Here is a 14,618-nt window from a genome sequence, read left to right on the forward strand (position 1 = left end):
ATACCCGCGGATCTTGACCTGCTCGTCTGCGCGACCCACATACCGCAACTGCCCGTCGGCACCCCAACTCACCAGGTCCCCGGTCCGGTACATGCGTTTCCCAAGCGTTTCCGGCCCGCCGAACGGACACGCCACAAAGCGCGAAGCACTCAAGCCCGCCCGGCCCAGATACCCGTAGGCCACCCCGTCGCCGGCCACATACAACTCACCCACCGCACCTGCAGGCACGGGATGCAACCAACCGTCCAGCACGAATAAGGCCGCTCCGGGTACAGGTACACCGATCGGCACCGGCCCTGCCCCCACATCGAGGGGCGAGCTGATCGCCACGACCATCGTGGTCTCGGTCGGGCCGTAGGCGTTGCGCATCACGCGTCCCGGCGCCCATCGATCCACCAGCTCAGCCGGGCAGGGCTCGCCCGCGACCGTCACCGCCATCGATCCCAGGCCCTGTGGAGACAACACGCCCAGCGCAGAAGGGGTCCGGGCGAGCGCACTGACTTGCTCGGTCACCAGCAATGCGTGGAGGTCCTCCGGGGAACTGGCCACATCTTCGGGCACCACCACCAGCCGGCCACCAGTCAGCAGCGAACCGAAGATCTCCCACACCGACGAGTCGAACCCGTACGAATGACACTGCGTCCACACCCCCGGCGTGGCCAGATAGGTATCCAGCACCTGGAGCAATTGGGTGACGTTTCGGTGGCTGACGGCCACCCCTTTGGGAACGCCGGTAGTTCCCGAGGTGTAGATCAGGTAGGCGATGTCGTCGGGCGCGGGCGCCGGCAAGCTCGCGTCCGGGTAGGAAGCGATGCGACGGTCGTCGATGTCGATGACGTGAAGGTCGTACCCGTCTAGCCGCGGGCGCAGGTCTGCCGTGGCGACGGCGGCGACCGGCTCGGCATCAGCGACCATGAATTTGATGCGTGCGTCGGGGTGCGCCGGGTCGATAGGCACATAGGCCGCACCGGTTTTCAGAACTGCCAACATTGCGACGACCGTCTTGGCCGAACGCGCCAACAGTAACGCCACACACTGCCCGGGACGCACGCCGTCAGCGGCCAACAGATGCGCCAACCGGTTGGACGCCTCATCGAGCTCTCGATATGACATCGAGCTGCCCTCATAGGTCAGCGCTATCGCTTCCGGAGTCAGGTCGGCCTGCGCGGCAAACAACGTGGGCAGCGACACCGACGTGCCTGGCGGCCGAGTCAGAATCCCCCGGTTGCCCCAATTACTCAACCAGTCATGCTCATTGGCATCCAGGAGGTCGATCGTGGATAGCCGCCGGGTCGGGTCAGCGGTCATGGCAGCTAAGAGCCGCTCCAACCGTTTCGCCAGATCGCGGACCTCGAAATTCCAGGAGGACCGTCCATCGGACGCTGTGCTCAGGAAAAGGTCGTCACCGGAGCTGGAAAACATCAGGCCGAAGCCATCTACGACGCCGCTGTTGGTCAAGGAGGCCGAAGCCGTGACGCCGCCAAAAGGCAAAGTGAATCGAGACGGGAGAAAATTGACGGTCACCCTGTCGAATGACCGTCCATGCCCTCGCGTTTTGCGCTCGAGGGCTTCCACCGGAAACCTCTGGTGCTGCACCGCTTCTCGTATTCGGGTGTCCACGTATCCGCAAAAATCGGCAACGGTGGACACAGGCGACAGCCTCAACACCAGGGGCACGACTCCTGCAACCATCCCTGGAAGCGTTTTCGACTCCGGACGCACGCGTCTGCTGACGGGAAAATCGAGTACTACCTCTGACCCATCCGCGTGGTACCCGCGGACCAGAAGCGCGCATGCCGCCGTGATCACCGATGAGCGAGGCACGCTCCACACCCGGCATAACTCATCGATGCGCCGAATTGTCAAAGGGTTCAACCGAACCGGATCAGAAGGCGGCTCAGGTTCCCGTTCGCCGCCGTGCTGGGGCAAGCGGTGCTGCTCTCCGCTCTCCCCGGGAAGGTTCTGCGACCAATAACTCTGATCTTCCAGGTATTCCCTGGACGCCTCATATTCCTGCTCGCACTCAACCAGGTCATCCAAGGACCCCAAGACGGCAGCAGGAATAGGCGCCCCGGAGACAACGGCAGAGTAGACCGCCGCCAGCCGCTGGCCGATCAGCGCTATGCCGGACCCGTCCAGGACTATGTGATGGACGCACCAGAACAGGTAGAACTCATCGTGGCGCACCTGGAACAGTGCAAACTTGAACAGCGGTCCGGTAAACGGCATGGGCGTGTTCTGTATTGACGACGCGATCCGATGGGCTTCCTGCAGCGGATCGCTCGAGCAGCTCAGGTCATAAAAATCGACCTTGACGTCCGCGTACTCGATCACCCTTTGCAGGACCTGGCCGTCCTCCTCGAAGAAGGCGGCCCTGATTGGCTCGGCCTCGCTTACGGATCGGCGGATCGCCCACTCCAGGGCTTCAAGTTCTACCGGGCCCTCGAACTTCACGAACAGGCCCAACTGCCACCCCGTGCCGAGCTGACCCGTCTCCTGCGCAAGCCAAATTTCTAGTTGACCCCGCGTCAGTGGAAGTGCCCGGTCCCCAAGCACCATCGACTCCTTTAAGTAACAGAGCTGCCGATCAGAAGCCCAGCCCGCCGATAAGATTCGTGCCTAGACCTGGTGGCTGCAGATGACAACGGTTTAGCTCGCCGGAGTCCAGACAGGGAGTACCCGTCGCTACGGGGCATGCCGTCCGCGAGCCAGCTGCAACATCGGCGATGGCCGCCCACACGCTGTGGTGCTTTGCTTCGTTGCCCAAGGCAGAACGCTTCCCCGCACCGCCGTCGTCGAACGGATCAATCGTCAATGTGCCCCCAGCCGGCCCGAAGGCAAGGAATGCGAAACCGCTCCAAACCATAGTGGAGGTCAACGCGCCGTGATGGAATTTCGGCGAACTTTCTGGCGAAGCTCTAAGGACCGCGGCGCAAGGATTGCGGTCACACGCTGTTCGAGGTCGTGAACTGCAGTGACGGGTAGACCTCGCAGTTGCGAACCCGGACACAAGCTAACCCGAAAGTTGCGGCCCGTCTGAGAGGCCAAGAAGCAACGGGCCGCTACCACTCAGGCTGGCTTCGCCGCCGCGGCGTCGCCCACGAAACCGTCGCTCTATGCCTTGCGGCAACACTCCGGTCGTTTCGACCCGGTGGGCTCCGCTCCGCCGCCGGGGACCTGCGGGTCGCGATTGCGGGCACATGCAAAACGTCAGTAACATGCCGTACGCAGGCCAAATGCATCACAATCCAATATCGCGCCAATATCGCGTCGGCAAACCGCGGATACAGGGGCCTCCGGCATGCTTTACTCGTCAATCAGGTGACGGTCCCTGAGGCGCTGCTCTTTTGAAGTGACCGCCGCGCGGCTAGGCTGCGGCGTGGATCTTCCAAGATGCTGCTGTCCGATGGGCCGCGGATGGTCTGTAGGTTGCATGTTCGAACAACTGACGTACGCCGGGTGGAAGCGGGTGGAAGGTTGGATGCGATGGTCGAGCGGGGGGTCCGAGACATTGCAGGAGCCGACTCCGATGTCGCTGACACGGCTCCTGTTGCCATCTCCCAAGAGGCCGGTCACCGGCGCGGTCTCTTGAGGGGTGCTGGCAGGCCGCCCGCCGCGCCCGCGACGGTGGCCGGGTCTCGTGACGTCCGCCGAAACCGGGGGTTTTCCATTTTCAAGGTTGTGGGCAGGCTATGGGTGCCGTTGGTCATACTCGCCGTCGTTGTCGCGGGAGGTTTCACCGTGTCCCGCTTGCACGGGGTCTTCGGCTCTGAGAAGCAACTTTCTTACACCGACACACGGAGCCAAGACACCAAGCCCTACAACCCCAAGCATTTGAGGTACGAGGTTTATGGGCCGCCGGGGACGGTGGCGGAGATCGCCTATTTCGACGTCAATGGTGACCCGCAGCGTCTCAAGGGGGCACCGTTGCCGTGGTCGCTGGAATTCCCGCTCGGCGCTGCGTCGGCAGTCGGAAATGTCATCGCTCAAGGCGATAGCAATACCATTGGCTGCCGCATCCTCATCGACGATGTGGTCAAAGCCGAAAAGGTTTCACACGAAACGAATGCATTCACCTTCTGCCTGCTGAAGTCCGCATGAGCGAACAACATATGGACACCGTGCCCACCAAGCCGCCGCTGGCGGCTCGGATAATTCACCGATTTTCGGTCCCGATCATCTTGGCGTGGGTGGCGCTCGTCGTAATACTTGGCATCGCCGTCCCCTCCTTGGAGCAGGTCGAGCGAACACATTCGATACCGCAGATTCTCAGCGATGCGCCGTCGTTCAAGGCGACGGTGCGCATGGCTGAGGACTTCAAGGAAACTGGTTCCGAAAGTTCCGTGATGAGCTCTTCGGGCAGTACCGTGATGGTCGTCTTGGTGGGTCAGCAGCTCCTGGGCGAGGACGCTCACAAGTACTACGATCGCATGATTCGTCAGTTGCGCGATGATCCCAAACACGTTGAGCACATTCAGGATTTCTGGAGCGATCCACTCTTGGAGGGCGCTGCGCAAAGCGCCGACGGTAAGGCCGCGTATGCGCAACTGAGCCTCCACGGTGCCCCCGGCTCGGCCCTGGCGAGCGAATCGATCGACGCCGTCCGGCACGTCGTGTCGCGGACCCCGGCACCCCCAGGCGTCAAAGCGTATGTCACCGGCCCAGCGGCGATCGTTTCCGACATGGGCAGCAGTGGCGACCGTACCGTCATCGTCATCACGCTGGTCAGCCTCGCCGTCATCTGCACAATGTTGCTTCTCGTCTACCGTTCTTTCCTCACCGTAATTCTCTTGTTGCTGATGGTCGGGATCGAATTGCAGGTGGCCCGCGGGCTTGTCGCGTTCCTCGGCAATTACGGAATCATCGGTCTTAGTACTTTCGCCGTCAATCTGCTGGTATCCCTCGTTATTGCGGCCGGAACCGACTACGGGATCTTCTTCGTCGGGCGGTATCAAGAGGCACGGCAGGCCGGCGAGAGCCGGGAAATGGCCTATTACACCACATACCATGGTGTGGCCAAGATTGTCTTAGCTTCCGGTGTGACTATCGCCGGAGCGCTTTTCTGCCTCAAATTCACCCGGCTTCCCCAGTTCCAATCGCTGGCTGTTCCTTCCGCGGTAGGCGTACTCGTCGCGGTCGCGGTCGCCCTCACGCTGGTTCCGGCAGTCCTCCACGTAGGTAGTCGGTTCGGTCTCTTCGATCCGAGGCGGACGATCGCATTACACGGATGGCGACGCATAGGCACGGCAATCGTCCGTTGGCCTGCGCCGATTCTCATCGTGACTTTGGCAGTCACACTGATTGGGCTGTTGACGCTGCCGGGCTACAAACCCAGTTACAACGACATGAATTACATCCCCAAAAACATTCCCGCAGCCGTCGGTCTTGCGGCCGCGGAACAGCACTTCGGCGTCTCACGAATGTTGTCGCCCGAGATCCTGCTCGTCGAGGCAGATCACGACCTGCGCAATCCGGCAGATGCGTTAGTTTTGAACAAACTAGAAAAAGGCATACTCGCGGTTCCGGGTATTTCGAGAGTGCAGGGCTTGACGCATCCTCAGGGAACGCCTCTCGGCCATACGAGCATCCCGTTCATGCTCAGCATGCAGCAAGCCGCACAGCTGCAAATCATGCCTTTCCAGCAAGAGCGCATGAATGACCTGCTCAAGCAGGCCGACGAGATGCAGCAAATGATCGGGATCATGCAGCACATGTATGGTCTGATGCAGCAGCTCGTCGGTGTGACCCACCACATGGTCGGCACGACGCATGACGTGCAGCAAGTCACCGACGAACTACGAGATCACATTTCGGATTTCGAGGACATGTGGCGGCCGATCCGGAGTTACTTCTACTGGGAAAAGCACTGCTACGATATTCCCATCTGCTTTTCTCTGCGATCCGTATTCGACACACTTGATGGTGTCGACGAAATCACCGATAAATTGAAGGATTTGGTGGCAGACCTCGATCACATTGACGTGATTATGCCGCAGATTCTCGTCTCGTTTCCGCCGATGATCGAGATCATGCAGAGCATGCACACCATGCTCTTGACCATGCACAGCACCATGGCCGGAACCATGCACGCGATGGACGAGAACAGTGGAAATTCCACGGCGATGGGTAAGGCTTTCGATGACTCCAAGAACGACGATTCCTTCTATATCGGCCCCGAGACATTTAAAAACGCCGACTTCAAGCGAGTAGAGAAGCTCTTCCTGTCTCCCGACGGAAAGACCGCTCGTTTGCTGATCACGCAAAGGGCCGATCCCGCCTCTCCCGAGGGCGTCGGACGGGTCGATGCGATAAAGAACGCGGCCATCGAATCGCTCAAGGGAACTCCTTTGGAAGGTGCCAAGATCTACCTCGCGGGCACGGCCGCAATAACGAAAGACGTGGTGGACGGCTCCAAGTTCGATCTCTTGATCGCGGGAGTTGCCGCGCTGTGCCTCATCTTCATCATCATGTTGATCATGACGCGAAGCTTCGTTGCCGCCCTGGTCATCGTGGGTACGGTATTGGTGTCGCTGGGCGCCTCCTTCGGTCTGTCCGTACTGCTCTGGCAGGACCTACTCGGCATACAAATACATTGGCTTGTGCTGGTAATGGCTGTGCTAGTCCTTCTAGCGGTGGGGTCTGACTACAACCTGCTATTGGTCGCCCGGATGAAAGAAGAAGTCGGCGCCGGCATAAAAACGGGCATCATTCGCGCCATGGGTGGTACGGGCAAGGTCGTGACCAACGCAGGTCTGGTGTTCGCGTTCACCATGGCATCCATGATCGTCAGTGACCTCGTGATCATCGGTCAGATAGGCACGACGATCGGTCTGGGTCTGCTGTTCGACACCTTGGTTGTGCGTGCATTCATGACACCATCCATCGCCGCCCTGCTGGGGCGCTGGTTCTGGTGGCCGCAGAACGTACGCCCTCGCCCTGCCAGCGCATTACTTCGACCCTTAGGACCCCGTCCATTGGTACGCGCGCTGCTGAAACAGCCGCAGTAATGGCGCTGTATCCGGTTGAGCGCCGAATGAGCTCAGAAGACTACCCGCGCGCCCCGTTCATGGCGCGTTCGATCCGCAAGCTTGCGATACTGATCATCTTGGCATGGGTGGCGCTGACTCTGGTTGTGACCTTTGGGGTCCCGTCGCTCGAGCACGTCGGTCAGGAGCACTCCGTACCACTGGCTCCCCAGGACGCACCGGCGGTGCAGGCCATGAAGCGCATGGGCAAGGACTTCAAGGAGTCCGATTCGGATAGCTTCGCGATGATCGTGCTCGAGGGACAGCAGCCCCTCGGCGAGGATGCGCATACTTACTACGCCGAACTGGTTCGCAAGCTTAAAGCCGATCCGCAGCATATCGAGCATGTGCAGGATTTATGGGGAGATCGACTTACACAGGCGGGTGCCCAGAGTCCCGATGCCAAGGCCGCATATGTCCAAGTGAACCTGGCCGGCAACCAGGGTACGACCTTGGGGCAGGATTCCGTGGCGGCGGTACGGAACATCATTGATCGGACACCGCCGCCCCCAGGCGTTCGGACCTATGTCACCGGTCCGTCGGCGCTCATCTCCGATATGCAGAACGCCGGTAACAGATCAATTCTGAAGATGACCATTATCGGCGCCGTGATTATTTTCACGGTATTGCTTTTTGTCTACCGTTCGGTCGTTACCGTGATCGTGTTGCTGGTCACGGTCGGCATCGAGGTATTTGCCGCGCGCGGAATTATCGCATTTCTCGGCGACAACAACTTAGTCGCTCTCTCCACATTCGCCATCAACTTGCTGGTGGCCCTCGCCATGGCGGCGGGAACAGACTACGGAATCTTCTTTTTCGGCCGTTATCAAGAGGCGCGCCAGGCCGGCGAGGATCGTGAAAGGGCCTATTACAGCACCTACCGCGGAGTTGCCCCCGTTGTTTTGGGTTCGGGCTTGACGATCGCGGGGGCGATGTTGTGCTTGAGCTTCACTCGAATGCCCATATTCCAAACCATCGGTGTCCCATGCGCGGTGGGCATGTTCCTATCCGTTGCGATCGCACTGACCTTGGTGCCCGCGGTTCTCGTCGTGGGAGGTAGGTTCGGACTCCTAGACCCGAAGCGGATGCTTGGATACGGTCGATGGCGCCGCATCGGTACCGCGATTGTCCGATGGCCCGCGCCCATTCTCGTGGCGACCGTCACCATCGCGCTTGTCGGTCTCGTGACTCTGCCGGGTTACAAAACAAGCTACAACGACCGGCTCTACATACCCAAAGATATTCCGGCCAATGTAGGGTACGCGGCCGCGGACCGTCACTTCTCCCAGTCCCGGATGATGCCCGAGATCCTGATGATTGAATCGAATCACGATCTTCGCAATCCGGCCGACTTTCTCTTGTTGCACAAGCTTGCCAAAGCAGTTTTCCGTGTTCCGGGTATCTCTCGGGTGCAGGGAGTGACCCGACCCGAGGGAACGCCGATTGAGCACACGTCAATACCGTTTCTGATAAGCCTGCAGAACGCGACAATGCTACAAAACATGAAGTACATGAAATTACGTACCGATGACATGCTCAAGCAGGCTGAAATGATGAACCAGCAGATCGCGATCATGAAGCGGCTGTACGAGCTGCAGAAAGACATCACGGCGACTACGCATCACTCGATCGGGACGACGCGAGAAATGCAGCTCGTTGTTCATGACCTAAGAGATCACGTGTCGGACTTCGAGGACATGTGGCGGCCGCTCCGTAGTTATTTCTACTGGGAAAAGCACTGCTACGACATCCCAATATGTTTTTCGCTCAGATCAATTTTCGATACGCTCGACGGCGTAGACGAGCTGACCGACAAGATGGACAATCTTGTCAATGTAGACCTTTCCCAGATGGACGTGCTGTTGCCGCAGCTGCTCGAGCAATTCCCGCCAATGATTGAAATGGCGGAGAGCGCGCACACGATGATTTTGACAATGCACAGCACCATGGCCGGGACCTTCAGCATGATGGACGATTCGACCGACAAGGTCACCGCCATGGGAGAAGCGTTCGACGCGGCCAAGAACGATGATTCGTTTTTCTTGCCGCCTGAAGTCTTCCAGAACGAAGACTTCAAGAAGGCGATGAACTCGTTCTTGTCTCCGGACGGCAAAGCGGCTCGATTCATCATTTCGCATGTGGGAGATCCGGCGACACCTGAGGGCATAGCGCGAATCGATAAAATAAAGAATGCGGCCCAGGAGGCGCTCAAAAACACACCCCTTGAAGACGCCAAGATCTATCTTGCCGGCACGGCATCGACCTTCAAAGATTTTCACGACGGGGCAAAATACGATCTGTATATCGCTGGGATTGGTGCGCTCTGCCTTATTTTCATCATCATGCTCGTCCTCACCCGGAGTTTCGTGGCCGCCTTGGTGATCGTGGGCACGGTGGCGCTATCCCTCGGGGCATCGTTCGGACTCTCGGTACTGATATGGCAGGACATCCTCGGTATCAAGCTGCACTGGATGGTGCTTCCGATGTCTGTGATCGTCCTTCTGGCGGTCGGGTCTGACTACAACCTGCTGCTGGTGTCCCGGATGAGAGACGAGATAGCCGCCGGAATCAATACCGGCATCATCCGCGCGATGGGCGGCACCGGCAAGGTCGTGACGAACGCGGGCCTGGTGTTCGCATTCACCATGGCCTCCATGGTCTTCAGCGACCTGCAGATCATCGGTCAGGTCGGAAGCACGATCGGCCTGGGCCTGCTGTTCGACACTCTGATCGTGCGTTCATTCATGACGCCATCAATCGCCGCGCTGCTCGGACGCTGGTTCTGGTGGCCGCAGCTAGTTCGTCCACGCCCGGCCAGCCGAATGCTTCGTTCGCTGCCACCGCGGCCGGTCGTGCGCGAACTGCTCGGGGAGAAGTTCGGTGGCGACGACGCGGTGACCGCCCCGATCCCGAGGCCTTCGAGGCTTCCGTCCTACTAGGCCGGGCTGCCGCGGAGCGCTCACTCCAACGCCGGGTGGCCGACCATCCGTGTCAGCCGGCGACCGCTCCGGGCTCGAAGTAGGGTGCACCGTATTCGGTAATCGGTTCGAAACCGCGCTTGCGCGCTTTCTCGGCGGCCTTGCGGATCAGCGCATAGATTCCGACGAACGCTGCGTGATCGGTCATCACGAACGGTGTCAGCAGGCGGTTGTGCACCAGTGAGAAAGCCACACCACTCGCCGGATCGGTCCAGCCGAGCGAACCACCCAGGCCGACGTGGCCGAAGCCGGGCATCACACCCCCGATCGGCAGGCTGTGGTAGCCCAGGTGGAAAGCCAAGGGCACGTAGAGGTTTCGGTCCGGGCGCAGGCTGCGCTCCCCCGTCAGTCCCGCAACCAGCTGGCGGGAGAGGAATCGGGTGCCGTCAACCTCGCCGCCATTGGCGATCGCGCCGTACATCCGGGCCAGCCCGCGCGCCGTCACAACGCCATTGGCAGCCGGGATCTCCGCGTCCAGCAGCGGGACATCGCCTTGAACGGCGGCCATCAGGCCCTTGAAATACATCGACCGGTACGCGCCCGAAAGCTCGTTGGCGACCTTGCGCGTCACGTAGCCCAGAACGGGGTTTCCGATCATGTTTTGCGGGCAGATGATCTCGGCGACCCGGGTCGGCGCCTCAGCCGGCGGCCGGCCGAGGTGCAGGCCGTCGGTGTCCAACGGCTGGGCGAGCTCCTCGCGGATCAGCGTGCCCATGCCCTTGCCTGTCACCGCTCGGCCCAGGCCGGACATCAGCCACCCGAAGGTCAGCGCATGATATGCCGATTTGCCCAGCAGCCGGCCGGGAGCCGCCGCGGCCAGCTTTTCCTCCATCACGACGTGATCGAGCAGTTCATCCATGGTGGCGCCGCGCAGGCCCGACAGGCCGGCCTGGTGTCGCATCACCTGCCGCACGGTCATGTCTGCCTTGCCGTTGGCAGCGAACTCGGGCCAGTACTCGGCAACGGGAGCTTCGTAGTCGATCAGCCCTCGATCCGCGAGCCGGTGAATGACCGTGGCGGCCATCCCCTTGGTCGCCGAGAAAACCATCGGCGCGGTGTCCGCCGTCCATGGCCGTTGTCCGCCCCGGTCGGCCCAGCCCGTCCAGACGTCCACGACCGGTTGGCCGTCGAGATACACGGCCAGCGCGCCGCCGCCGAAACGACGGGCGGGGAACATGCTGGAAAAACTGCGAACGACGCATCCGAAGTGTGAGTCCGCCGCGCCGGACACACGGTGACCTGCGTCAAGGTCATCGTGGACAGGGACCGCGCGGCGATCGACTCGGGTTTCCACCGTCACATTTTCGAATTTACTTGGATTACACACCTGGCAGGAGCGTAATCAGATTGTTTATCTATCCGTTATTCTGACGCTACCGATAATATTTGCTGGGCCGCCAGTGCGGGGGTCAACTCCCCTGCCTTGACCCGCGCTTCGATGTCGGCACGCATCTTGCGCACCTTCGGGTTGGACAACACTCGGTCCAGCACCGTGTCCCGTACCATCTGCCAGGTCCAGTCGACCAGCTGGGCCCGGCGGCGCGCCTCGAATTCCCCGGCCTCGTTCAAGACCTGCCGATGACGTTCGATGGTGTCCCACAATTCCTCGAGGCCGGTTCCCTCGATCGCGCTCATCGTGAGAACGGGCGGCCGCCAAAGTGCTTCACGCGGATGTATCAACCGGATCGCCCCGGACAGCTCGCGCGCCGCCGACCGAGCTTCGGCGAGATGGTCCCCGTCGGCCTTGTTCACCACGACGAGATCGGCCAGCTCCAGCACACCTTTTTTGATGCCCTGGAGCTGGTCGCCGCCGCGCGCCAGCGTCAGCAACACGAACGTGTCCACCATGTTCGCCACGGTCACCTCGGACTGACCGACCCCGACGGTCTCGATCAGGATCACGTCAAACCCTGCGGCCGCCAGCAGGACCGCGGTTTCGCGGGTGGCCTTCGCCACCCCGCCCAGGGTGCCCGACGTGGGCGAGGGCCGAATGTATGCATTCGGATGCATGGCCAGGCGCGCCATCCGGGTCTTGTCACCCAGGATCGAGCCGCCGGTGCGAGTCGACGACGGGTCGACGGCCAACACCGCCACCCGATGGCCCAGTTCGATCAGATGCATGCCGAGGGCCTCGATGCAGGTGGACTTGCCCACCCCGGGAATCCCGGTGATGCCGACCCGATACGCGTCACCGGCGTCCGGCGTCAGCTCCAGCAGCAGCTGCTGAGCCTTCTCGCGATGGTCGGCCCGCGTGGACTCCAGCAGCGTGATGGCCCGCGGCAACACCGAGCGGTCGCCGTTGCGAACCGCCTCGGCCAACTGCTCGACGGAGTCCTTTCGTTTGGAAGCCATTTAGTCGAGCGTGTAACCCAGCCGGTCGGCGAGCTTGTGCAGCAAGCCGATTGCGGCGTCGGCGATTACGGTGCCGGGCGGGAAGATGGCGGCGGCCCCGGCCTGGTACAGCTCGTCGAAGTCGCCCGGCGGAATGACGCCGCCGACCACGATCATGATGTCGGGCCGCCCCACTTCGGCCATCGCCTCGCGCAGCGCGGGCACCAACGTCAGATGACCTGCCGCCAGCGAGGACACCCCGACTACGTGCACGTCGTTGTCGGCGGCCTGGCGGGCCACCTCCTCGGGCGTGGAGAACAACGACCCTACGTCGACGTCGAATCCGATGTCCGCGAACGCCGTCGCGATCACCTTCTGGCCGCGGTCGTGGCCATCCTGGCCCATCTTCGCGACGAGGATCCGGGGCCGGCGACCGTCGGCTTCCGCGAACTTTTCGACGAGTTCGGTCGCGGCAGAGAAGGAAGTCATGTTTCCGCCTCCTCTTGCTTCTTCGCGGTAGACCCCGGCGATGGTACGGATCTCCGCCTGGTGACGGCCATACACCTTCTCCAGCGCGTCGGAGATCTCGCCGACGGTGGCCTTATGGCGGGCCGCGTCGATGGCCAGGGCCAGCAAGTTGTTGCCCAGCCCATCCACACCGGCGCGACCGTGGGCCGCCGCGGCACGCGACAGTTCCGCCAGCGCGGCGTCCACCGCCGACTGGTCACGACTTTCCCGCAGTTCCTTCAGCTTGGCCAGCTGCTCGGCGCGCACTCGGCTGTTCTCGACCTTGAGGACCTCGACCTCTTGGTCCTCTTCGACCTGGTACTTGTTGATCCCGATCACCGGCTGAATCCCGGAGTCGATCCGCGCCTGGGTCCGTGCGGCCGCCTCCTCGATGCGCAGCTTGGGGATGCCGTCGCTGATGGCCTGCGCCATGCCGCCGTGCTCGGCCACCTCGGCGATGTGGGCGCGGGCACGCTGGGCGAGCTGATGGGTCAGCCATTCGACGTAATACGAACCGCCCCACGGGTCGATCGGTCGCGTGGTGCCCGACTCCTGCTGTAACACCAGCTGCGTGTTGCGGGCGATGCGAGCCGAGAAGTCGGTGGGCAATGCGAGCGCCTCGTCGAGCGCGTTGGTGTGCAGCGACTGCGTGTGCCCCTGGGTCGCCGCCATCGCCTCGATGCAGGTGCGGGCGACGTTGTTGAAGGCGTCCTGCGCGGTCAGTGACCAGCCGGAGGTCTGCGAATGTGTGCGCAGCGACAGCGATTTGGCGTTCTTCGGGCCGAACTGGGAGACCAGCTCGCTCCACAACAGCCGGCCCGCCCGTAGCTTGGCGACCTCCATGAAAAAGTTCATCCCGATGCCCCAGAAGAAGGACAGCCGCGGCGCGAACTTGTCGATGTCCAGCTCGGCATCCAACCCGGCCTTGATGTAGTCGACCCCGTCGGCCAGCGTGTAGGCCAACTCCAAATCGGCTGTGGCACCGGCTTCCTGGATGTGGTAGCCGGAGATCGAGATGGAGTTGAACTTCGGCATTTTCGCGCTGGTGTAGGCGAAGATGTCGGAGATGATTCGCATCGATGGCTTGGGCGGATAGATGTAGGTGTTGCGCACCATGAACTCTTTGAGGATGTCGTTCTGGATGGTGCCGGCCAGCTTCTCCGGCGGTACGCCCTGCTCCTCCGCGGCTACCACGTACAGCGCCAGGATCGGCAGCACCGCGCCGTTCATGGTCATCGACACCGACACCGTCGACAGATCGATGCCGTCGAACAGTTGGCGCATGTCAAGGATGGAATCGATTGCCACACCGGCCATTCCGACATCACCCTGCACCCGGGGGTGATCGGAGTCGTAACCGCGGTGGGTGGCCAGGTCGAAGGCCACCGACAAACCCTTCTGGCCCGCGGCCAGGTTGCGCCGGTAGAAGGCGTTGGACTCCGCGGCGGTGGAGAAACCGGCGTACTGCCTAATCGTCCACGGCTGGTTGACATACATCGTCGGGTAAGGCCCGCGCACGAAGGGTGGTTCGCCGGGGAAGCTGTGCAGCGGATACCCTTCGGCCTGCACGGCCGCACGGTCTGCGCCGATGTAAACGGGTTTGACGTCGATGTCTTCCGGTGTCTGCCACTTCAGTTGGTCGGACGTGTACGAATAGGCGGCCGCGGCCGCGGCTACGTGTTCCTCGACGGCGGCCTCGGTCGCAGGCGTGACAGTTCGCTCGCTATGCAGCGGCACATCGGCGAAGCTGCCAACCGCAGGTGCAGTGGTCGTCATC

Annotated in this window: 7 protein-coding genes; 3 read left to right on the plus strand and 4 right to left on the minus strand. The window is 61.6% G+C overall.

The window, feature by feature from the left end; all coding sequences use genetic code 11:
• Positions 1-2,559, minus strand: a 2,559-nt coding sequence (locus AC5Y4F_RS12880; protein ID WP_499997113.1) for a non-ribosomal peptide synthetase, incomplete at its 3' end; no start/stop codon positions are given.
• Positions 2,560-3,681: 1,122 nt separating this feature from the next.
• Here AC5Y4F_RS12880 and AC5Y4F_RS12885 point away from each other — a divergent pair.
• The 3 genes from AC5Y4F_RS12885 to AC5Y4F_RS12895 are packed head-to-tail and all read left to right on the plus strand — an operon-like array spanning position 3,682 to position 9,964.
• Entirely contained in the window at positions 3,682-4,101 is a 420-nt protein-coding gene (locus AC5Y4F_RS12885; protein ID WP_067934934.1) for an MmpS family transport accessory protein, read from the plus strand.
• Entirely contained in the window at positions 4,098-7,007 is a 2,910-nt protein-coding gene (locus AC5Y4F_RS12890; RefSeq protein ID WP_067934936.1) for an MMPL/RND family transporter, read from the plus strand. Before AC5Y4F_RS12885 ends, AC5Y4F_RS12890 begins: the two co-directional genes overlap by 4 nt.
• Before the next feature lie 26 nt (positions 7,008-7,033).
• Positions 7,034-9,964, plus strand: a complete 2,931-nt coding sequence (locus tag AC5Y4F_RS12895; RefSeq protein ID WP_067934981.1) for an MMPL/RND family transporter — start codon at positions 7,034-7,036, stop codon at positions 9,962-9,964.
• A gap of 52 nt (positions 9,965-10,016) precedes the next feature.
• Here AC5Y4F_RS12895 and lipL read toward each other — a convergent pair whose 3' ends face one another.
• The 3 genes from lipL to scpA all read right to left on the minus strand — a co-directional run bounded on the left by lipL (position 10,017) and on the right by scpA (position 14,617).
• Complete coding sequence (lipL, locus tag AC5Y4F_RS12900; protein WP_067934938.1) at positions 10,017-11,303, minus strand: esterase/beta-lactamase LipL; 1,287 nt, start codon at positions 11,301-11,303, stop codon at positions 10,017-10,019.
• Between the two features lie 62 nt (positions 11,304-11,365).
• The gene (gene meaB, locus AC5Y4F_RS12905; protein WP_499997120.1) at positions 11,366-12,355 is read right to left on the minus strand and encodes a methylmalonyl Co-A mutase-associated GTPase MeaB; all 990 of its coding nucleotides are present in this window, start codon (positions 12,353-12,355) and stop codon (positions 11,366-11,368) included.
• Positions 12,356-14,617, minus strand: coding sequence for a methylmalonyl-CoA mutase (gene scpA, locus AC5Y4F_RS12910; RefSeq protein ID WP_067934941.1), 2,262 nt, complete (start codon positions 14,615-14,617; stop codon positions 12,356-12,358).
• Position 14,618: the final 1 nt, after the last annotated feature.

It is taken from the genome of Mycobacterium sp. NGS56 (assembly GCF_059812425.1).